Source organism: Achromobacter sp. FW305-C-13 (assembly GCF_058783475.1).
Window position 1 is genome coordinate 943306 of record NZ_JBYSYN010000002.1, and the last position, 20144, is coordinate 963449.

Consider the following 20144-nt stretch of genomic DNA (forward strand, 5'->3'; position numbering starts at 1 on the left):
CGCGCTCCAAAACCAAAAGCGATCTTCGTTGCGGCAAGTTACATCGCTGGTGGCCGATTCGCTTTCCTCGTTGTGTGACATGGCGCAGCGGCGCTTGAGTGTCCGTCACACCGCGCGGGTCGCACCGGCGTAGGAGTGGGCACGCCCGCGCGGCAGCGGGCTTGATCAGAATTGTGCCGGGCACCCGCGCGCACGGCGTGTTGAATCCACAAATAAGGCAGATGTCTATGAAATGGGGCTTGTTGGGACCGGCAGTACTGACCAGTGAGAGACGTACGCGAACCTTGGAAATAGGACGGGCCGTACGGCATTTCAATGAGCTGGCCGTACCCGGCACTGGCGGCGTCTGGTTTGGCAAGCAGGTATTTCTTGCCATCCTCGGCATTCGCGTCGCCGAACTGGCGCGCCACGAGAAAATGGCGGTAGGCAATATCGAATGCGCCAACGCGATTGAGGCGCTGGCCTGCTGGCTCGGCTACAACGACAACAAATGGGCGCAGCACCCACGCTTGCGGGGCATCAACAAGTTTCCCCGGCAGCATGCCCTGGATTTCCGTACCCTGCGTCGCCCCGGCTTTTATGTTTCGCAGCCCATGCGCATGGCGGTCGGGCAAAGCCTGATGCCGCTGGGACTGGCGGACGGGCAAAGCCGGCGGTTCAATGCCCTGTCGACCAACGAGGTCGGCCAGAAGCTGATTGCCCTGGCATGCGGTGAGGGTGGCCGCTACGATGTCGTGACGCACATCTTGAACTGGGTGCAGGGAAAGCCGGTCAGTTGGCCCCCGCGCTTCGTCGCGTTGCTGTCTCCTTGCGTACCGCTGTCGGCCGCGGCCCGCGGGCTCCTCCATGCGCAGTTAATGCTCGGCGCCGGGAACGAAAGCATCACCCACAAGACACGGCGCCGTGCTGCTCTGCAGTGGGTCGAGGACGTACGCAACAACCCGCCTGCGATGCCGATGCGCTGGGAATACCGGCCGACCGCGATTGCCGACGATGCGCATTGGCTGGACCTGCAGGCGGGCGCGCAACTCATGGCCTGCCGCGATCAAGCCCTGCTCGTGCTCGACGAATTGGAACGGGCGCTCGCGTTGGCGCCCAAGGAGGCAATGGGCATCGAAGATGCTGCCGAAACGCTGACGAACGAACTGACAGATCTGCGCCGATCCGCTGAACGGTATCTGGCGTTTTCGCATACCGACCCCGATGCCATGGCGTTCTGCCGCGAATGCGCCCTTGCGTCGACCGCCGAGCAACTCAAGCACTTGCTGCGCCGCGACGGCCGTGTGCTGCGCCTGGTCGGCCGCAAGGTCAAGCCCGGTTCCGCGTTTCGCCGCGCCATGCAGAACGCGGACACACCGGAACTTTCGTCTGCGCCGGATCCGGACGATGCGGCGCAGGTCGACGGCGTGATCGCGTGGCCCGCCGGCCTGTCCTTCCGCGTGCGCAACCTCTATGCCCTGAATCGCGACTTGCGGGAAGAACCGGATGCTATGCGCAACGACATCCTGAACCAGGATCTGGAGGATGTCGCAGCATGACGCCGTCCCTATTGCATCTTTTCGACGCGCCCGACGACTATGACGGTCTATTCGGCTGGGTATGCGGCTATTCTGCCGATGCCTTGTTCCTCGGCGAGGCTGCCGAGCGATTCACCCGCCGCACCCAAGCCCAGCGCGCAAAGGCGGGCGAGATTTCCCTGGGCCTGATCCTGGATCCTCAGCATGAGGCACTGTCGCTGCTGGATGTGCCAGGGGTGGCCCACCTTCCCTTGCGCCGAGCCAGCGAGCAGCCATTCAAGCTGATGCACGCCAAGGTCGCCCTGCTGGGTTTTCGCAAGGCAAGCGCCGATGCGTGGCTGCTGCGCCTGATCGTCTCGACCGGAAACTGGACTCAGCAGACGGTCGAGGAAAGCCTTGATCTGGCATGGTCGATTGAGCTGTCTTCCGAGGAGCTGGATGCGGACGCGCGCGATCTGCCACTGCGCTGCGCGGACATCAAGGCAGCATCGGAAATGGTGGGCTGGCTGGTGTCCCATTTCGATCTGCGCATCCTCGATGCCATGTCGGAAAATCCCTGCGCGGCGGACCGTGTCGCTCGGTTCAACGACTGGGTCGGTCAATGCGCCTCGCGCGCGGACGGGCAGGAGCCTCGATTCTTCGACAACCGCTCGCGCGGTTTGCTCGAGCAATTGCCAGACCGGATAACGCAACACGCCGGCAAGGTTCGCCGCAACTATCTGGCCATGGCATCAGGCTTTTTCGAGGATTTGCCGCAGGCCGAGACGGATAGCGCGCCGGGTCAGGTGCCCACCGTGCTCGCCCGGATAGAAGACACGCTGCGCTCCCATGACATGCTGACACGCAATGCCCTGGTGGAGGTCTACGTCAACCCGGAAAGCTGCCAGGCTGTGGCCGTGTGCCTGGAAGCGATGGCAGAGCGCTCTTGGGCCGTGTTGGCGCCCGGCGTGCCCGAACGTGTCTTTGGCCCGGACGCACACCGCACCCTGCACGCCAAATTCCTGCTCGGTGGCAATGACGTCGGCGATGCCTGCTCCAGCGGCTGGCTCTACCTCGGCTCGGGGAACCTGACCGACCCGGGCTTTATCCAACGCGCGGCACGGACTAGCGGCAATCTTGAGGCAGGGGTGGTCTTCTCCTTGCCGAGGACACCGTGGTTGGCATCCCGGGATCCCACTGTGCCGGCCTTGACGGTCCTGTTGCCAATTCAGGCCAATGGTATTCCGCTGACCATCAATGAACGGCTCAAGGCCGGCGATCCGATGCCGGAACACAACGATGCCTTCCTTGCCGCGCCGGTGGCCTATCTGCAATGGATGCCGACGCCGGACGGCGGATTGCTGCGAGCGCCCGGCCAGAATACCGAGGATGTCGAGGTGCTGGGTCCGGACGGAGCAGCCTGCGTCCGGACGGGGCTGGACTGGGTGTGGCCGGGTGAGGCGCCGCGCCAAGCCCGGCTGCGCTGGGGCGCGCCGGCTCACCAGGAGCAGCTGGTTCCCGTGATCGATGAGTACGGCCGGATCGCCGCTACCGAGCTGCCTGAACTGGAACTCCAGGACCTGGCGGCACAACTGCTGGGCTTTCCTGCGATCGACGTCGGCGACCACAATGGCGGCGACGACGATGAAATGGATGCATCCGACAAGAAAAACCAGGCGCGTGGCGGTGGCAGCTCGTCGCAGACGGCCGCGATCCGGACGATGATGACGCAGCTGGAATTGATCGCCCAGAAACAGGTTCAAGTCGCGGACGCCGACTGGACGGCCTGGTGCCATCGCCTCGAGCAGACGCTGTGCCAGGCGCGCGGCAGCGCCGTGCTGGCCGATTTCAGGCAGTTGAAGATCGATCCACTCAGTTGCCTGCGGCAGCCGGCCTTCCGTCCCGACTATGCCTGCGACGCCCGCGATCCGCATGGCCGACGCTACGAGGAAGCGCTGCAACGCGTGGCCGAATCGTGGGACGTGCAGGAAGGGTATCTGGCTTTTGGAGAAGAGACATAATGGATTGGAACGCAGTCGCGAAGACACTGATCGCATCGCTCGATGCAACTGACGGATTCCAGAAAGACGTGTGGTCGTTGAACGAAGGCCAGCGCTGCAGCCTGATGGCGCTGGCCCAGCGCATCCCGCAAAACGGCGTCGTGATCGCCGACGAAGTCGGCATGGGCAAGACCCGCATTGCCGTCGCATTGGCCAGTGCGGTCGTGCGCCAAGGCGGCCGCGTCGCCGTGCTGGTGCCACCTGGTCTGGGTTTTCAATGGGCGCAGGAAATGCAGGACGGCGGTGTGGAGTGCCCGCCCTTGCTCAGAAGCCTGGAACAGTATTTCAAGCCTTGGGATTCCAAGGAGGGCGGCGCGCCGCTCTGGTCGACCCAAAGCGTGGTATTGCTGTCGCATCAGATCGCCAACTGGCGCATCGGCGAAGGCACGCGCGCGCCTTACTGGTCTTTGCTGCCCGTGCTTTACGCCACGTGGCGCAAGGCCCGCGATGGCCGATATCCAAGAAACTTCCACGAGACGCGAGAACTGTCGGACCCGCGAATTCGGGCTGCGGCCGACGATATCGCGGCATGGGCAAAACGCACCGGGGGCACCCCCGTCGATTTTTTGAACACATTGGTCAAAGAGGCTCCCTGGCCGGCGGCGACGCAACCTGGCCAGTACAGTTCTGGCACCGAGTTGCGCGTTGCGCTGGAACGCGCCGTGGGTATCGGCTTGGGCTTCTTCGATCTCATCATCATCGACGAAGCGCACAAGAGCCGCGGAGACACGACGGGATTGTCCCGCCTGTTGAACAACGTCGCCTTGGCCCCCGCCGACGGACGCAGGCTGGCCATGACGGCCACCCCGGTGGAACTGGACGCCGAACAATGGCAGGACGTGCTGGACCGTATCGCCGTCAAGACGGCCGACGGGCGGAGTTTGCCTGACCATGAGCAAACGACTCGCGCGATAGGCGATTACGTAAGGGCGGTCAATGAGGTCAAGATACAACCGACCGACGCGGGGAAAAGACAAAATTATCGGACAACGGCCCGAGCGTTCGAGCAGACCTTGTCGCCATATCTCTTGCGGCGCGACAAACGCGAAGCGCAATCGGTACAAGCGTTCGCCCGTCACGCCGGGCTGCCGCCTCACGCCTATCGGCGGGAACGCCCACTGATCATCGATCCGGCGGAGCTGTCGCCAGCCTGGCGGCAGGTGGTTTGCGCGGGGGAGGCCCTGTCCCTCGCCGCCGCCCAGGGCACCGCGCCCCAGGCGCAACGACTGCGCTTGACCATGGGCAACGGCCACGGCATCGCTAAGATCATCGATCAGCTTCAGCAAGATGAAACCGAGGATCGTGAGCAATTGGGGCTGGACCGTCGGCTGGAGGACGATCCTCATTCGGACTCAGCCGGGTCCCGACGAGTGGATTGGTGGCTGGATGTGATGCGGCATGCGCTCAGGAATGAGAATGTGCTGCTCGACCATCCGGCCATAGACAGGGCGGTCCGGGAAATCGAAATCGCCCACGAAAAAGGCGAGAAAGTCCTGGTTTTTGGCCGCTATACCGCGCCGATGAAAAAGCTGGTCGAGTTGCTGAATGCGCGCCAGATGCTCCGGGCCTTGCGCGACAACACGCCCTGGCCACAGAGCGGCGTGCGCGAAAGCGAACACGACGCGGTCAGGGCCGCGCAACGGCAGCTCGGCATCCTGCGGGATGAATCGATCGACAGCATCAATGCGCAGTTAAAGCGTCAATATGAGGATCTTGAAAATCGTCGCCAGGCGGCACGTGAGCAGTTGTTCCATACACTGCGCGCCGGTTTGGCAACGTATCCCGACCACAGTGCTGCCAAGCGCCTGTTCCACGCGTTTGAACGCAATCCGGTCGGCCAGGCATCCGTCACCCGAGCCGTGATGGAACTGCTGCCGCATGACGAAGCGAGTCCCCAGGATTGGGCCGACGCGTTCGTGCATCTTGTCGATGCGGCAAGGGAGCGCGAGGATGTCGACGAACGCGGCGAAGCGGGCTTGAACGATGCTGGAGCGTCCGCGTTGTGGCTGAAGCTGGCTGAGAGCTTTGATGATGAATACCGCCATCCGCAGGGCGGCTTCGCGCGGCTGATGTACGGCGAAACCAAGCACGTTACGCGGCGGCTGCTGCAAATGTCCTTCAACCGTCGGGACAGCTATCCCCGAGTGCTCGTTGCGCAGTCAGTGGTCGGCCGCGAAGGGCTAAATCTACACAAGGCCTGCCGGACCGTGCTGCTCTTGCACCCAGAATGGAATCCCGCCGTGGTCGAACAACAGATCGGGCGCGTGGACCGGCTTGGCAGCCGTTGGGAGCAGCTGCTCGAGGAAGCGGTGGCGAACGGTGTCCGGGGGAGCGATCTTCCCCGCATCGACATCCTGCCGATTGTGTTCCAGGGCACTTACGACGAGCATAACTGGATGGTCTTAAAAGCACGCTGGGATTCGCTGCGGGCGCAACTTCACGGCTCGGTCATTCACGTGCCAGATGGCTATGACGATCCGCTACTGCGCAGGATTGCGGATGAAATCAATGATGCAGCCCCGGACTTTTCTCCCGGAACGGCCCCAGATTGAGACGCGGGAGTCCGGGCGAACTGATCCTACACCACAGCTATGGCCAGCCGCTAGCCTTTCCGTCGGAACTCACCACGTACGTCATATGCATATACAAAGCGATAAAAATTCATTCCTCGCTTATGAATTGGGACTGCTCAGCCTCAAAGCAGCACTTTCCACGCGAGCAAAGGACTGGCCGATATATTCGGCGAGTCGCAAGGGACACCAACGAAACGACGTCAAAACGGCCGTTCGTAAAGAACTGGATAGCCTTGCTACCCCATATGCCAACGGGCCGGTAAGCGAGGATGATCATGTGGCGCTGATCTCCGTGCTTGCAGATCGACTTTCCTGCCAGCACGAGTCCTCACTTTACAAAGGTAGATTTCGGTACGGGGTCGCCCAAAAACTAGTAAACATTCACCTCAAATACTTCTGGGCTGCTGGAGTGATCCCAGAGCCTCCGCACTGCCCAATCGACGGCATCATCCGAGATCGCGCGGGCCTGAACTACGACTGGACCGTAAGCGACTCTGTCGCGGAGTATGAGGCCGCTATCGCAGCACTTAGGCCGCACGCGCAGGCTCGAACGTTGACCACTTGGGAACTGCAGGAGTTTCGTCGCCGGGCGCAGGCATGATTCCTAACCCGTAGTTCCGGTGCCTAATGGCGCGGCTGAATGCAGTCGTTGAGTGCCTGCTTCTTTATGCTGTCGGCTACTGCCGCAGGCCGATTCTGTTGGAAGAGTCCCACAGATGACACTCGACCATGCTTTTGAAGGTGCTTCACCCCTTCGCCTTGATGAGATCGTTGTTCCAGGGGCGATCTGAAAGGCCGATCTTTCGATCTCCAATAACAGACCGGGTTTTACGAATAACTTATTGGTGGGGATTTCCTCAAAAATAAAGTATATAGTTACCTTTTGATTTATTTGGTTTGCTTTAATTTGGGATGCGCCTCGGCGAACGGTTGCGCCTGAGCCAGGTAAAGCGTCTCGGCATGCCGCCAATGACAGGCCGGCGGCTTGCTCCTGGCTCGACGAAGAAAGACTTGCTCGGTCTTGGTCACTCTCTACACGTGGCTGGGCTATGGATACGTCCTGGGCACGGGTTACTCAACTCTGCAATCTCCGATAGACATGAATATGCTCAACAAGATGGACCAGCCTTACGATCAAGTCATCGCTATGGTCGATCGGTCCCTTGCCGAAATTTCCGGAAAGGCCACAGTCAATGGCAACCTCGATCTGACAACTGCGATTGACCATTCCAAGGCATTGCTGGAGACGTTCCGCGACAAGACGGTGGAAGATGTCAGTGAACTCAGAGAGCTATCCGAGTGGAACACATTTACCATCGCGCTCTACGGAGAGACTAATGCGGGAAAGTCGACCCTGATCGAGACTATGCGTATTCAGTTGGGCCACAGTGAAAAGCTGGCCACGCAAGAGAAATTCAATGACTTGATCAAGGATCTGCACATCGACCCGAACGATCTGGTGGCTTTGGGCTCTGCCATCCAGACACTCGAGGCGAAGCTGGCCGACGGGCAGATCCAAGCCCAAGTAATGGAAAAAGGATGGCAGGACGAAGAGGCGACGTTCAAAGAAAAAATGGAAACCCTGGGAGCGCTCGCCAAACAGAAGCGGCAGGGATTTACGGTATGGAAACGGTTGATCTTCCTGTTCAAGAAGCTGGAAGAGGAGAAGATGCTGCTGGTGCTCCGCGCACAGCTAGGCCAGATGCAAGCCAGCAACGATGCACGACGGAAGGTAGTGGCCGATAACGTGCAGAAGGTCAGCGATGAGCTTGACCGATTGCGTGCCGATCTGGCCGAAATCGAAAAGGCGCTTGAGCGCCTGGAGCCATTGCAGGACGGCCGCATCATAGGTAATGGCCGCTCCGATTTCACATTGCAGTCCCATGCCTACCGCTTCGTGATTGATGGACAGCAATTTCAGTTGATCGACGTTCCGGGCATCGAAGGCGACGAAGCCCAGGTGCTGAGCGCGATCGATTCTTCGGTAAAAAAAGCCCACGCGATTTTTTACGTGACGCGCGCTGCCACGCCTCCGGGTTCGGGTAGCGAAGGCCAGGAGGGAACGATCGACAAGATCAAGCGCCAGCTTGGCAAGCAGACGGAGGTCTGGGCAATATTCAACAAGAGTGCGACAGCCCCGCAGATCCTGCAAGGGAAAACGCTCGCCAACAAGAATGATTTGATCGGCTTGGGCGATCTGGACAAATCGTTGGGTGCCGCGCTTGGTGACGTCTACAAGGGCCATTTCTGCGTCAGCGGCATGCCGGCTTTCCTGGCATCGGCAACTTGCCTGCTTCCCAACAACCCTCATACGAAAAGTCGGCAGAAGTTTCTATCGGAAATGAGTGCCGGCGACATCCTAGACCGCAGCGGTATGCGTGCATTTCTGCAATTCATCCGTGGCGACATATGCCGGGATTTTCGCAGGAAGATCGTTGAAGCCAACACGAAGAAGATCGCCAGCTGCCTGCAGGAAGGCATAGATCGCCTGCTTCAGGCGCGCGACAGTTTCGCGCAGGCTGCGAAGAAATTGAAGGTTCAGTACAAATCCTCTGCAACCCAGGTCGACGATCTGCTTTCCGGAACCAAAAGGCGGCTCGATAGCGAATGCAATGACGCGTTGGCTGAGAAGAAATCCTCCATGCGCATGGCGATATACAACTATATCGCCACGGATAAAAGCAATGAAGATTTTAAGGCGCACCTGACAGCGACGCTGCAAGAGCTCAAGGTGACAGTCGGCCCCGACTTGGAGCGCCGTTTCCAGAAAGTGTTCGAGTCGTTCAAGAACGATGCGGAAGATATAGTCAGAAAGAATCAGAAGAACGTGGACGAGATTCTTCTATACACCATCAACGACCCGTTTTCGGCTCTGGATATGAGCTTCGATACCAAGTTCGAAATGGACAACGGCATCAACATGTTGGGGCTTCTCTCGACTTTCGGTGGCGCCGTTGCGTTAGTCTGGGCGTCGTTCCTTGCCTCGAATCCTGCAGGTTGGACGGTCGCTGCGGTGCTTGGCGCCGTGGGTTTGGTCTTCAGCTTCTACAAGGCAGTGCGGAGTTTCTTCAGCTCCGACTACAAGATGGCGCAGCAGCGCAAGTCTGCGGATGAAAATCTCGACAAAGTGTTCGAGAAATTGGCTGAAATGCTGAAGCAGAACATCGATTCTGCCAAGATCCAGATAGGTAGCGCACTGGATGAAGCCAAGAAGCAGATGAACATTCCCTACGAACAGAGTGACGGCACCCGGAAAGCCTTGGAGAGGATTGCCGCCGACATGAAGGCCTTGCGCGATAAAGTCGGCAAGGCGTCCGCCTTTGATACGGCTGCCGTTGTTGAAAACGCAGCGTGAGTACAGGAGTCTTTGCAAAATGACCAGCACAATTCATTCGTTCGAGCAGCAGAGGCAGAAGGCCTTGCGCATCCTGTCCAGCTTGACCGCTTTCGTCGACGAGGGCCTGGATCTCGGGGTCCAACTGCACGCCGAGTTGGTGGAAAAGCTAAAGGCGTCGGTGGAAAGTACTACTGACCAGAAGCTCAAGGTTGCGTTGATCGGCGGATTCTCTGAGGGCAAGACGTCGATTGCTGCGGCTTGGCTGGAGGAGCTTGATCGCAAAAGCATGAATATCAGCCAGCAGGAGTCATCGAACGAGGTCGCGATCTACAACTTCAAGGATCAGCTGCAGATCATCGATACGCCTGGGCTGTTTGGCTTCAAGGAAAAGACCAATGCAACAACCGCTCAGATAGAGAAATACAAGGACATCACGAAGCGTTATGTGAGCGAGGCTCATCTGGTGCTCTATGTGATGAACCCGACCAATCCGATCAAGGAGAGCCATACCGAAGATTTGAAATGGCTGTTTCGCACGTTGAACTTATTGCCCCGCACAGTATTCGTGCTGAGCCGGTTCGACGAGGTGGCAGACATGTCTGATCCGGCCGAGTTCCAGGAACGGTTTTTGATCAAGAAGGAATCGGTCCTCAAGCGATTGGACGACGTGCTGAATCTGACGGCGCAGGAGCAGACGGATGTCAGCGTCGTGGCCGTTGCCGCCAACCCTTTCGATTTGGGCGTCGAGCATTGGCTGCAGAACCTCGGAGAGTTCCGTCGCCTTTCACGTATAGCCGAACTGCAGGCGGCAACACAGAAGAAGATAGAGGGCAATGGTGGTGTGTTGGCCCTGGTAAGTGAAACCAAGAAAAGCATCATCTCGGACATCATCGCCAAGCAGTTGCCTGCGGCAAAAGAGGCTTATGCCATGCTGGCTGACGAAGCTCGGCGCGTAACCGAAATCAAGCAGAGTCAAGCCATCGAGTTGCAGCGGGTTTACGGGAATATCGTGCAGGCTCAGGTGCGTCTGCGAGGCCGTCTGTTGCGCTATTTCGAAGACGTGCAATTGCAGGCCAAAAATGTCACGCTGGAGACGTTCGATGATTTCATGCACCGCGAAATTGGCAATGAAGGATGTCTGGTCGAGCAACGAATCCAGGAGATATTCAGTGACGAAGTTGGCGGGATCGCACGCGACCTGAACCGGATTGCAGTCAACGTCAATAACGAAATCGAGCATTACAACGACGTGGTTACCACGCTGGGGAAAAAGGGAGTGAAGTTCCTTTCACAGCCTGGCGTCATCACCAACGGCAGCATCCTGGCGGTGCGCGACGGCATCAGCACGGCAACCAAGATGGTTGGCCTCGACATTGGCAAGTATCTGAAGTTCAAACCCTGGGGGGCGACGAAATTGGCCAATGGCCTGGGCAGTGCGTTGGCCGTAGTCGGGATTGCCCTGGAAGCATGGGATAGCTATAAGGCGCAAGAGCGCCAGCAGGCTTTCGCGCAGGCCATTGAAACCATGCTCAAGAATCTGCAGGAACAGTCCAAGGACGTCGTACGGTTGATCGACTCTCCTGACTTTTCCGAGAAATTCTTTCCTGTCTTTGCGGATCTCAAGCAGCAACTCGGGGCCATCGATGCCGAAATGCATACACTGCAGGAGCGCCATTCCCGCTTCAAGAAGTGGTACGACTACGGCACGGTCATCGATGCACAGTTTCGTGAAATCAACGAAAGCGATCGGGTCAACTGGGAGCAGGTGCCAGATATCGTGCTTGATACGGCTCCCGTCATCTCATCGATGGCGCCGGTTCCCGCGCCCGTTGAGCCTGCTACCTCACCGGCTGCAAAGGTCTCGCTCTGGTCTCGGTTGTTTTCTTGACAAGAGCGTCTTGCCGCCGAAGCCCAACGCTATGGGGTGAGTTGGATGTGCCCGCCGATTTCGCCCTGGGCTCCAGCCACCCTGGTGAATCGCCCCGGGTTTTGCGGAGGCTCCTTCTCTTGAGAGAATGCGAGCCATGAGCAAAAACAACGCGAACAAGTTTTCCCCTGAAGTGCGCGAGCGCGCGGTGCGCCTGGTGCAGGAGTCGCGCAGCGAGTACCAATCGAAATGTCCCTGGAATGACGTGTTCCCAAGTTAAATGAACCATTGAGGTTAATTTCTCATCTCGAGTGAACCAAATATTCCAAACTCAGTGAACCAAAAATACCTAACTCATTGATTTTTAACGAATGATATTCCCGGCTTCAATGAACTCCGACACTTGGCACACCCTGCGCGATATCAGCCTGGATGCCGCGCTGGACGACGCCGGCCGGCAGGTGGTCCTGGACTTCTGGCAACAGCACACGCCCATCTACATGAGCGTTGCCGGCGATTACGAATTTCTGGCAATAGAACGCGACTCGGGCCGCATCGTGCACGGCATCGAGCCGGAATTCGAGGACACCCGCGAGGTCGCCCCGAGTCTCGCGGCCCTGTTCGAAGACATGATTGCCGGCCGCGCCACGGCAGCGCTACTGGCGTAACGTCGTATGCGACGCCCTAGGCAACCCCACATGCCGCCCAATCTGAACGCATATGCCCACGACGATAGCCTTGCCTAGGAAACGCGGCTGGATTGTGCACCGTCGACGGTGGACGGTTGCGCGTGCCGCCGGCACCGGGATTTCGTTGTAGCCAGGGCATCTGCAAAAAAGCCCGCACCCCCGATCAGGGGTGCGGGTTTTTTGCGTCAGGCCCGAAGCAAGCCCGCCGCGGACTCCGTCATTCCTTCTTGTATGCCAGGTAGTCCTGATGGATCCCGATATGGTCGGCGATGTAGCGGGCGTCGTGCCAAACCCCCCATATGAATGAGGAACTGCGGTTGGTGAGGTTGGGCAGGCCTAAGAAGTAGATGCCTTTTTCGGCGGAGATGCCGCGCTTGTGGATGGGGTAGCCCTTTTCGTCGAAGGTGTCGACATCGATCCAGCTGAAGTCGACCTTGAAGCCGGTTGCCCACAGGATGGTCTTGATGCCGGCCTCGGCCAGGTTGAGGCTGAGGATGGGGTAGGTGAGGCACTCCGGGTCGGGCAGCAGTTTCCAGGCGTCGGGCTCGGGCGGAAGGTCCAGGCCATTCTGCTCGATGTAGGCGTCGGCTTCGCGCAGGACTTCGAAGTAGTCGGCATCGCCCTGGGCTACATCGCGGCCGAGGTTGTCGGCGAAGTGCAGCACCCCGTTTTCGTAGGAGGTCGTGATGCCTACCAATTGGATGCCGTCGCGGGCAAGGCGCCGGAAGTCGACGGTCTTGCCGTTCTCGTAGCCGCTTACGGCGAAGGCGACGTGTTCGCGCTTGGGCTTTTTCTTGACTTCGTCCCACATGCCCAACGCGCCCAGCCACCAGCAGTAATCGCGTTCGCGGTAGGAGCGGGGGGGGCGGTAGTGTTCGCCCACGGACAGGTAGACGGTGCGGCCGGCCTGGCGGAGCTCTTCGGCAATCTGCGAACCGGAGGCGCCCGCGCCGACGACGAGCACGGCGCCGTCGGCCAATTGCCCCGGGTTCTTGTAGGCCGAGGAATGAAGCTGCTGGATGCCGGCGCTTTCCGGCACGATTTTCGGATAGGTGGGGACCTGGAAGGGGCCAGTCGCGGCGACCACGTGCTGGGCTTCGATGGTGCCTGCGGAGGTGGTGACGGTGAAGCCCGGACGCTTCTCGTTGCGCTGGACGCGCAGGACTTCGACGCCGGTGCGCACGGGCGCATTGAGCATCTTGGCGTAGTCTTCAAAGTACTGGGCCATGCGCTCTTTGGGCGGGAAGACATCGGGTCCGACGTCATCGAACTTCAAGCCGGGAAAGCGGTCGTGCCAGGCGGGGCCGTTGGCCACCAACGAGTCCCAGCGTTCGGAGCGCCAGCGTTCGGCGATCCGCTTGCGTTCGAGCACGATATGCGCAATCCCCATGGCGCCGAGGTGCTCGCTCATTGCGATGCCGGCCTGGCCGGCGCCGATCACCAGCGTATTGGTTTTTTCAATTGACATGTGAAGATCCTAAGAAATACCGAGACCCTGGTGCGTCTCGAGGCTGACACGACGATCCGATTGGCACGCAGTGTGACCCCGAAGCCCTAAGTTGATAACTTCGTTTTTCAGACGGCTGACTTAGGAAAAAGCAAAGGTGTCTGTTTAGCCGGGCGGCAAGCACCGACGCGCTTGCGCCGTCGTGATTTCTTTTTTCCGATGGCCCCCATCAGCATCGGCAACGCACTGGAAACAGGGCTTTACCGTATTCTTGACTGCACCAGAAACGCTGGCGCCGCAGCCTTGCGTGCCATGCGGCCACCGCCTGTTTTTCCCGGAATCTTCGCGCCGGGAAACTGAACTCCGTGAGTGCAGCAGCCATGCCGAATAGTCCCTATGCCTCCGATAGCTCCAGCGCCGTCCGCCTGGAGGGAGTGGTCAAGAAATATCGCGATCACGCGGTGCTCCAACAGGTGTCCCTGAAGATCGAGCGCGGGGAATTCCTGACGCTGCTGGGCCCGTCGGGCTGCGGCAAGACCACCTTGCTGAACCTGATCGCGGGCTTCGCCGACGCCGACGAGGGCGAAATCTTCATCGACGACACGCCCGTCACGGCGCTGCCGCCGTATCAGCGGCAGATCGGCATCGTGTTCCAGAACTACGCGTTGTTTCCGCACATGACCGTGGAGCGCAATATTGCGTACGGCCTGCGGATGCGGCGCGTGCCGGCCGCCGAGATCGAGAGGCGGGTGCGGGAAGCCATGGCCCTGGTAAAGCTGGATGGATTGGGCGAGCGCAAGCCGCGCGAGCTGTCCGGGGGCCAGCAGCAGCGCGTGGCGCTGGCGCGGGCGTTGGTGATACGTCCCAAGGTCCTGTTGCTGGACGAGCCATTTTCCGCGCTGGACAAAAGCCTGCGCGGCGCCATGCAGGTGGAAATCCGCGATATTCAGCGCAGGCTGGGCGTGACGACGATCTTCGTCACGCATGACCAGGGCGAGGCCCTCAGCATGTCGGATCGCATCGCCGTGATGAATCAGGGCGTGATCCGGCAAGTCGCCACGCCCGACGAGCTCTACCGTAATCCGCAGGATCCGTTCGTGGCATCGTTCCTGGGCGACGTCAACATCCTGCCCGCGCACTATCACGGCACCAGCGCGGAAACCATCCAGCTGCGCCTGGGCGCGGGACTGACGCATATTCCCCGCCAGCGCCTGGTGGGCGGGTCGCACGAGGGCCACCGGCTTGATCTTTACGTACGGCCAGAACATATCAAGCTGGAAGCCCTGCATAGCGGATCAGTCCTGAGCGGCACGGTCGTCAACCACGTGTTCCAGGGCGATCACGTGGATCTGTACCTGGATGTGCACATTCCCGTGGAAGGGCGCCAGCACGTCATGGTGCGCACCTTCGACCTGAATTGCCTGCATGAATGGCCCGTGGGCGCCGTGGCGGGCCTTGCTCTGCCCGGCCACGGGGTCAGTGTCTTCAACGCGCCGTCCTGAGGACGGCTTCACGCGCATGCCCTTTCCTGGCGGTGGCGCCTGCGCAGCCGCCGAGTTTCCATTCGTCCGCGAGGCACAGTGCCATGAATCAAATTCCCGCTGAAATGCAAGCCATCATCGCCCGCGAGCCCGGCGATGCCACGGTATTGACGCTGGCCGGCAGGCCCGTCCCGGCGCCCGGCCCGGGCGAAGTGTTGTTGCGCGTGCATTCGGCCGGCATCAACCGGCCCGACATCATGCAGCGCCAGGGCGTGAGCAAGCCGGCGCCGGGCATGACCGACGTGCTGGGGCTGGAGGCTTGCGGCGAGGTAGCAGCATGCGGGCCAGGCGTGCCGGATGCCTTGCGCGGGCAGCGCCTCATGAGCCTGCTTGCGGGCGGCGGCTATGCGCCGTGGTGCGTGGCGCGCGTGGATCATTCCCTGACTGTGCCCGACGCGCTGGACGACGCGCAGGCAAGCGCCCTGCCGGAAGGCCTGTTTACCGTCTGGCACAACCTGTTCGAACTGGGCCGCCTGCGCATGGGGGAGACCGTGCTGATCCATGGTGGGGGTGGCGGTATCGGCACGCTGGCCATCCAGATGGCGCATGCCGCCGGCGCGCGGGTCATCGCCACGGACGGCGAACGCGACCGCCTGGACGCCTTGCGCGAACTCGGCGCCGACGAGGTGATCTGCTTTCATGACACGGATTTCGTCGAAGCCTGCGCGGCGTTCACGCAGGGCCGTGGCGTGGATGTCGTGCTGGATATCGTCGGCGGCGATTATGTGCGGCGCAATCTGCAGGCGCTGGCCTTCGGCGGGCGTCACGTGAGCCTTTCCTTCCTGCAGGGATCGGCCGTCACCATCGAACTGCTGACCCTGATGCAAAAGCAGTTGAGCCTGCATTCTTCGACCATGCGTCCGCAGACCGATGCCGAGAAGGCCCGGATGGCGGTCGGGCTCAGGCGCCATGTGCTGCCGTTGGTGGCCGCGGGCCGTATCCGGCCGAGGATGGCGCAAAGCCTGCCCCTGGCCGAGGCCGTGCGTGCGCATCAGTTGCTGGAAAGCGGCAAGGTGTTTGGCAAGCTGGTCCTCAAACCCTGACAAACGGAGAATGGATTGAAACTGCTCTATGCCCCGACGTCCCCCTTCGTGCGCAAGGTGATGGTGTGCGCGCACTTGACCGGCCAGGCCGGACAGATCGAATGGCTGGCCAGCGCCGCGCATCCGGTCAACCGCGATACGCGCATCGCCGCCCACAATCCGCTGGCCAAGGTGCCCACCCTTATCCTGCCGGACGGCAGAGCGCTCTACGACAGCCGCGTGATCTGCGAGTACCTGGCCGAGGCTGCCGGCGATACGCAGTTGTTTCCGGCGGGGCCGGCCCGCTGGGTCGCATTGACGCGCCAAGCCCTGGGCGACGGCCTGCTGGATGCCGCGCTGCTGGCGCGCTACGAGCACACGGCCCGGCCGGCCGAGATCCAGTGGCCCCAGTGGCGCGAGGCGCAGCTTGTCAAAGTCCAGGCCTGCCTGGCGGATATCGAGTCGCAGGCAGACGAGCTGCCGCGAACGCATCCGAGCATCGGCGACTTGACCCTCGCCTGCGCCCTGGGGTATCTGGATTTCCGCTTTCCTGAACTGGACTGGCGCACGGCGCATCCGCGCGCCGCAGCGTGGTTCTCCGTGTTCAACGAATTGCCTGCCATGCAGGCGACCCTTCCCCATGACGCCTGAGACTGCCTCCATGACGACGCGAAGCGCCACCACTACCTCTTCCACGGTCTGGTTTCTGAACGGGCCGAACGCCAATCTCTACGGGCTGGATGCCAACAAGACCTATGGCTCCGACAGTTTTCCCGTGCTGCAGCAGCGTTGCGAAAGCAAGGCCGCCTCGCTGGGCATCCAGTTGCACTTCGTCCAGTCCAACCACGAAGGCCAGTTGGTCGACTGGATCCAGGAAGCGCGCGGCGCTGCGCAGGGCGTCATCATCAACGCGGCTGGCCTGACCTATTCGTCGGTGCCCATCCTGGATGCCTTGTTATCCTTTCCGGGCAGGATCATAGAAGTTCATATGAGCAACATCTGGCGGCGGGAAGCCTTCCGCCATCATTCCTATATTTCCAAGGCCGCGGATGGTGTCATCGCGGGGCTGGGCGGCGATGGCTACGAACTTGCCATCGAGGCCATGTCCCGCCTGATCAACCGCGACACCTGAGGTAGACCGGCCATGCACGCATCCCCCCGTCCCGCCGTGTCGGGCGCAATGATCTTCTATAGCGATTTCGACGACTACACGGCCTGGCGCGATGCCATGCAGGCCTGCCTGCCCGGTTTGCGTGTGGTGCACGGCAACGACGCGTACGATCCGGCCGACATCCATTACGCGTTGGTCTGGAAGGCGCCGCAGGGCTTCTTCGACCGCATGAAGAACCTGCGCCTTATCGTGAATCTGGGCGCCGGGGTGGATTCACTCGTCGGCCGCGAAGACCTGCCCGCCGAGGTACCCATCACCCGCCTCACCGATCCCAATATGGCGCGCATGATGGCGGGCTATGTGCTGTTTGCCGCCCTGCGGTATGCGCGTGACATTCCCTATTTCGAAGCGGCGCAGCGGCGGGGCGAGTGGGCCTATCGTCACCCCCGCTCGCCGGAGACGGTGCGCGTGGCGGTGTTGGGCTTGGGCGAACTGGGCGCCTGTGCGGCGCGGGAACTGTCCCGCCAGGGGCTGACCGTGTTGGGTTGGTCGCGCAGCCCGCGCGACATCGAAGGCATCGAGTGCCACGCCGGCATGGCGGCGCTGGATACCGTACTGTCGCGCGCCGACATCCTGGTGGTGATGCTTCCGCTTACGCTGCAGACGCGTGGTCTGTTGGACCGTGAGCGTCTGCAGCGCCTGCCGCGCGGCGCGGCCCTGATCAATGTGGCGCGGGGCGCGCTGGTGGACCAGGCGGCCCTGACCGACCTGCTGCGCAGCGGTCATCTGGGCGGCGCGACGCTGGACGTCTTCGAGCGCGAGCCCTTGCCGCCTGGAGACCCGCTCTGGGGAATGGACAACGTGCTCATTACACCGCACCTGGCTTCGGTGGCCATTCCGGCATCGGCCGCCGGACAGATCGCCGACAACGTACTGCGAGTCAGCCAGGGCCTGGAGCCCGCCAACCGCGTCGATCCGGCGCGCGGCTATTGAAGGGCTCAGGGCTGCCCTGCGCCATTCCGATGCTCGCCCCACTGGGGGCTGCGCTTCGGATGGCTCCGGGGGCCTCGCCTTAAAGCCGCCCAATGCGAGGGTTTTGAAACCCGTTCATAGGTAGATGCCGGTGGCCTTGAACTCGCTCATGGGCAGATGCCGTGAGCCGGGGGCCGGGCGGAGGGATCCGAAGCGCAGGACCACCGGGCCGAGCATCGGAATCCCGCAGTCCGGACTCCGGCGGCTCAAGAACGAACCTGGCGTCACAAAATCAAACTTCCACATTCGACCCAAAAATTCTCTAGTGGTTGTCCTCGATATTGAGGATCCTGCCCAGCCCGAGGAAGCGGTTGGCGAAGATCAGCAGGCTGGCCGTCACCACGATATACACCACCGACAGCGCGGCCAGGGTGGGGTCGGCGAACTCGCGCACATAGTTGTACATGGTCACCGGCAGGGTCTGCGTGTTCTGGGTGGTCACGAACAGCGACGCCGTGAATTCGCTGAACGACATGATGGCCGCGAACAGCCAGCCGCCGAACAATCCGGGTGCCAGCAAGGGCACGGTGATTGTGAACAGGACCCGCACCGGCGACGCTCCCAGGCTGGCGGCGCTTTGCTCCAGGCGCTCGTCCAGGTTCTCCATCGAGACGTAGACGCTGCGCAGCACGAAAGGCAGGACGAGGATGACGTGGCACAGAATCACGATGCCGTAGCCACGATCGATGTTCAGCTGCGCCACCAGGATCAACAGGCCCAATCCCACCGTGAAGTGAGGGATCACCAGCGGCGAGAGCAGAATCGCCTGCAGGATGTTCTTGCCGGGAAACGCCATGCGCTTGACGGCAATCGCCAGGCCGGTGCCGATGACCAGCGCCAGCAACGACGACCAGAACGTCACCACCATGCTGGCGTGAAAGCCGTCGCGAAAGTCGGAGTAGGTGAAAACACGCTCGAACCAGCGCCAGGACCAGGCCTGCGGCGGAAACGTGAGCAAGGCTTTCTCATTGAAGGAAGCCAGCACCACCACCACGACGGGCAGCAGCACAAAGGCCAGAATCAGTGTGATCAGCACCGGCGCGCCGATACGCAGCCACAGGGGCAGGGATTTACGGAGACCCATGTCAGTGTCCTCCAATGACCTTGAGACGGCGCGTGACGCGGCCAAGCAGCATCAGCGCGATCGCCGTCAGGCCCAGGCCCATAACGCTCAGGCTGGCCGCCAGGGGAAAATTCATGGACGAGAACCCCAGCTGGTAGACCAATGTGGAAACCGTCGGAACGCGGCCTCCGCCGATCATTTGCGGTGTGGCGAAGGCGCTGAACGTCCAGGCGAACGAGGTCGTGATGCTGGCCAGGATGCCCGGCATCGACAGGGGAAGCGTGATGGTCAGGAAAGTGCGGACCGGCCCGGCGCCCAGGCTTTCGGCGGCTTTCTCGTAATCGCGGTCGATGTGCGAGATGGCGGTAGCCAACATCAGCACGACCACCGGAACGGTAACGTGCACCAGCGCCACCAGTACGCCAAGATGGCTGAACATCAGCGCCAGCGGCGTATCGATCAATCCCAGCTTTAGCAGCATCGAATTGATGAAGCCCGTGCTGCCCAGCACGATGATCCAGGAATAGGTACGCACGATTTCGCCCAGGAACAGCGGCGTGATGGATACGATCAGGATGAAAGACTTGATGTAGCGGTTTCGCACCCTGACCAGGGCATACGCCAAGGGGTACGCGACGAGCAGGGAGAAGACCGTCGTTTCCACGCTCAGGCGCAAGGTGTTGACAAAGGCATCGACGTAGATCTGCTTGCCCATGCCCGAGAAGTTCGAGAGCGTCAGGCCGCCGACATCCAGCGAACCGGGAATGAAAGTGCGCAAGCTGTACTGCAGCACGGCCGCCATGGCGACGCAGATGCACAGCGCGATGAAGCTGGCCGGGGATATCAGCCATCCCCGCAGGGTGGAACGCGCATCCATGGTGGACCCATCCTTCGTGTACGGTGAAA

Annotated in this window: 16 protein-coding genes; 13 read left to right on the plus strand and 3 right to left on the minus strand. The window is 61.0% G+C overall.

Going from position 1 to position 20144, the window contains the following annotated elements; translation table 11 throughout:
• Nucleotides 1–227 precede the first annotated feature (227 nt).
• From AC3WMU_RS15745 to AC3WMU_RS15780, 8 genes are all read left to right on the plus strand, one after another.
• Nucleotides 228–1538 (plus strand): hypothetical protein, encoded by a 1311-nt coding sequence (locus AC3WMU_RS15745; protein ID WP_492282632.1) that lies wholly within the window; start codon nt 228–230, stop codon nt 1536–1538.
• Nucleotides 1535–3517, plus strand: coding sequence for a phospholipase D-like domain-containing protein (locus AC3WMU_RS15750; RefSeq protein ID WP_492282633.1), 1983 nt, complete (start codon nt 1535–1537; stop codon nt 3515–3517). The genes AC3WMU_RS15745 and AC3WMU_RS15750 overlap by 4 nt, the downstream gene beginning before the upstream one ends.
• The gene (locus AC3WMU_RS15755) at nt 3517–6108 is read left to right on the plus strand and encodes a helicase-related protein (RefSeq protein ID WP_492282634.1); all 2592 of its coding nucleotides are present in this window, start codon (nt 3517–3519) and stop codon (nt 6106–6108) included. Before AC3WMU_RS15750 ends, AC3WMU_RS15755 begins: the two co-directional genes overlap by 1 nt.
• An 85-nt stretch (nt 6109–6193) precedes the next feature.
• Nucleotides 6194–6730, plus strand: coding sequence for a hypothetical protein (locus AC3WMU_RS15760; RefSeq protein WP_492282635.1), 537 nt, complete (start codon nt 6194–6196; stop codon nt 6728–6730).
• 498 nt (nt 6731–7228) lie between these two features.
• On the plus strand, nt 7229–9484 hold the full coding sequence (locus AC3WMU_RS15765) for a hypothetical protein (protein ID WP_492282636.1): 2256 nt from the start codon (nt 7229–7231) through the stop codon (nt 9482–9484).
• A gap of 19 nt (nt 9485–9503) precedes the next feature.
• Nucleotides 9504–11354, plus strand: coding sequence for a LeoA/HP0731 family dynamin-like GTPase (locus AC3WMU_RS15770; protein WP_492282637.1), 1851 nt, complete (start codon nt 9504–9506; stop codon nt 11352–11354).
• 136 nt (nt 11355–11490) lie between these two features.
• Nucleotides 11491–11613 carry a hypothetical protein gene (locus AC3WMU_RS15775; protein ID WP_488703626.1) on the plus strand — a complete coding sequence of 41 codons (123 nt, stop codon included), beginning with the start codon at nt 11491–11493 and terminating at the stop codon, nt 11611–11613.
• A gap of 109 nt (nt 11614–11722) precedes the next feature.
• Nucleotides 11723–12001, plus strand: coding sequence for a hypothetical protein (locus AC3WMU_RS15780; protein WP_492282638.1), 279 nt, complete (start codon nt 11723–11725; stop codon nt 11999–12001).
• A gap of 238 nt (nt 12002–12239) precedes the next feature.
• On the opposite strand, the gene AC3WMU_RS15785 is transcribed toward AC3WMU_RS15780, so the two are convergent.
• Nucleotides 12240–13490 (minus strand): flavin-containing monooxygenase, encoded by a 1251-nt coding sequence (locus AC3WMU_RS15785; protein ID WP_006227645.1) that lies wholly within the window; start codon nt 13488–13490, stop codon nt 12240–12242.
• 359 nt (nt 13491–13849) lie between these two features.
• Between AC3WMU_RS15785 and AC3WMU_RS15790 the strand changes: the two genes are divergently transcribed.
• The 5 genes from AC3WMU_RS15790 (at nt 13850) to AC3WMU_RS15810 (ending at nt 18136) form a co-directional block, all read left to right on the plus strand.
• A complete protein-coding gene (locus AC3WMU_RS15790; RefSeq protein WP_006227646.1) occupies nt 13850–14971 on the plus strand; it encodes an ABC transporter ATP-binding protein in 1122 nt (373 codons plus the stop codon).
• A gap of 83 nt (nt 14972–15054) precedes the next feature.
• Nucleotides 15055–16053 carry an NAD(P)H-quinone oxidoreductase gene (locus AC3WMU_RS15795; protein ID WP_006227647.1) on the plus strand — a complete coding sequence of 333 codons (999 nt, stop codon included), beginning with the start codon at nt 15055–15057 and terminating at the stop codon, nt 16051–16053.
• A gap of 15 nt (nt 16054–16068) precedes the next feature.
• Entirely contained in the window at nt 16069–16683 is a 615-nt protein-coding gene (locus tag AC3WMU_RS15800; protein WP_006227648.1) for a glutathione S-transferase, read from the plus strand.
• Between the two features lie 10 nt (nt 16684–16693).
• Complete coding sequence (locus AC3WMU_RS15805) at nt 16694–17164, plus strand: type II 3-dehydroquinate dehydratase (protein ID WP_035214171.1); 471 nt, start codon at nt 16694–16696, stop codon at nt 17162–17164.
• 12 nt (nt 17165–17176) lie between these two features.
• The gene (locus AC3WMU_RS15810; RefSeq protein WP_052017952.1) at nt 17177–18136 is read left to right on the plus strand and encodes a 2-hydroxyacid dehydrogenase; all 960 of its coding nucleotides are present in this window, start codon (nt 17177–17179) and stop codon (nt 18134–18136) included.
• Between the two features lie 301 nt (nt 18137–18437).
• On the opposite strand, the gene AC3WMU_RS15815 is transcribed toward AC3WMU_RS15810, so the two are convergent.
• Complete coding sequence (locus AC3WMU_RS15815) at nt 18438–19259, minus strand: ABC transporter permease (RefSeq protein WP_006227651.1); 822 nt, start codon at nt 19257–19259, stop codon at nt 18438–18440.
• Nucleotide 19260: 1 nt separating this feature from the next.
• Nucleotides 19261–20115, minus strand: coding sequence for an ABC transporter permease (locus tag AC3WMU_RS15820; RefSeq protein ID WP_006227652.1), 855 nt, complete (start codon nt 20113–20115; stop codon nt 19261–19263).
• Nucleotides 20116–20144 lie beyond the last annotated feature (29 nt).

Excerpts from the sequence above, each read along its gene's own strand:
- AC3WMU_RS15765 (WP_492282636.1), top strand. The coding sequence starts at position 7,229 with ATGAATATGCTCAACAAGATGGACCAGCCTTACGATCAAGTCATCGCT.
- AC3WMU_RS15760 (WP_492282635.1), top strand. The coding sequence starts at position 6,194 with ATGCATATACAAAGCGATAAAAATTCATTCCTCGCTTATGAATTGGGA.
- AC3WMU_RS15785 (WP_006227645.1), bottom strand. The coding sequence starts at position 13,490 with ATGTCAATTGAAAAAACCAATACGCTGGTGATCGGCGCCGGCCAGGCC.
- AC3WMU_RS15750 (WP_492282633.1), top strand. The coding sequence starts at position 1,535 with ATGACGCCGTCCCTATTGCATCTTTTCGACGCGCCCGACGACTATGAC.
- AC3WMU_RS15810 (WP_052017952.1), top strand. The coding sequence starts at position 17,177 with ATGCACGCATCCCCCCGTCCCGCCGTGTCGGGCGCAATGATCTTCTAT.
- AC3WMU_RS15775 (WP_488703626.1), top strand. The coding sequence starts at position 11,491 with ATGAGCAAAAACAACGCGAACAAGTTTTCCCCTGAAGTGCGCGAGCGC.
- AC3WMU_RS15815 (WP_006227651.1), bottom strand. The coding sequence starts at position 19,259 with ATGGGTCTCCGTAAATCCCTGCCCCTGTGGCTGCGTATCGGCGCGCCG.
- AC3WMU_RS15795 (WP_006227647.1), top strand. The coding sequence starts at position 15,055 with ATGAATCAAATTCCCGCTGAAATGCAAGCCATCATCGCCCGCGAGCCC.
- AC3WMU_RS15780 (WP_492282638.1), top strand. The coding sequence starts at position 11,723 with ATGAACTCCGACACTTGGCACACCCTGCGCGATATCAGCCTGGATGCC.
- AC3WMU_RS15820 (WP_006227652.1), bottom strand. The coding sequence starts at position 20,115 with ATGGATGCGCGTTCCACCCTGCGGGGATGGCTGATATCCCCGGCCAGC.
- AC3WMU_RS15755 (WP_492282634.1), top strand. The coding sequence starts at position 3,517 with ATGGATTGGAACGCAGTCGCGAAGACACTGATCGCATCGCTCGATGCA.
- AC3WMU_RS15790 (WP_006227646.1), top strand. The coding sequence starts at position 13,850 with ATGCCGAATAGTCCCTATGCCTCCGATAGCTCCAGCGCCGTCCGCCTG.
- AC3WMU_RS15805 (WP_035214171.1), top strand. The coding sequence starts at position 16,694 with ATGACGACGCGAAGCGCCACCACTACCTCTTCCACGGTCTGGTTTCTG.
- AC3WMU_RS15745 (WP_492282632.1), top strand. The coding sequence starts at position 228 with ATGAAATGGGGCTTGTTGGGACCGGCAGTACTGACCAGTGAGAGACGT.
- AC3WMU_RS15770 (WP_492282637.1), top strand. The coding sequence starts at position 9,504 with ATGACCAGCACAATTCATTCGTTCGAGCAGCAGAGGCAGAAGGCCTTG.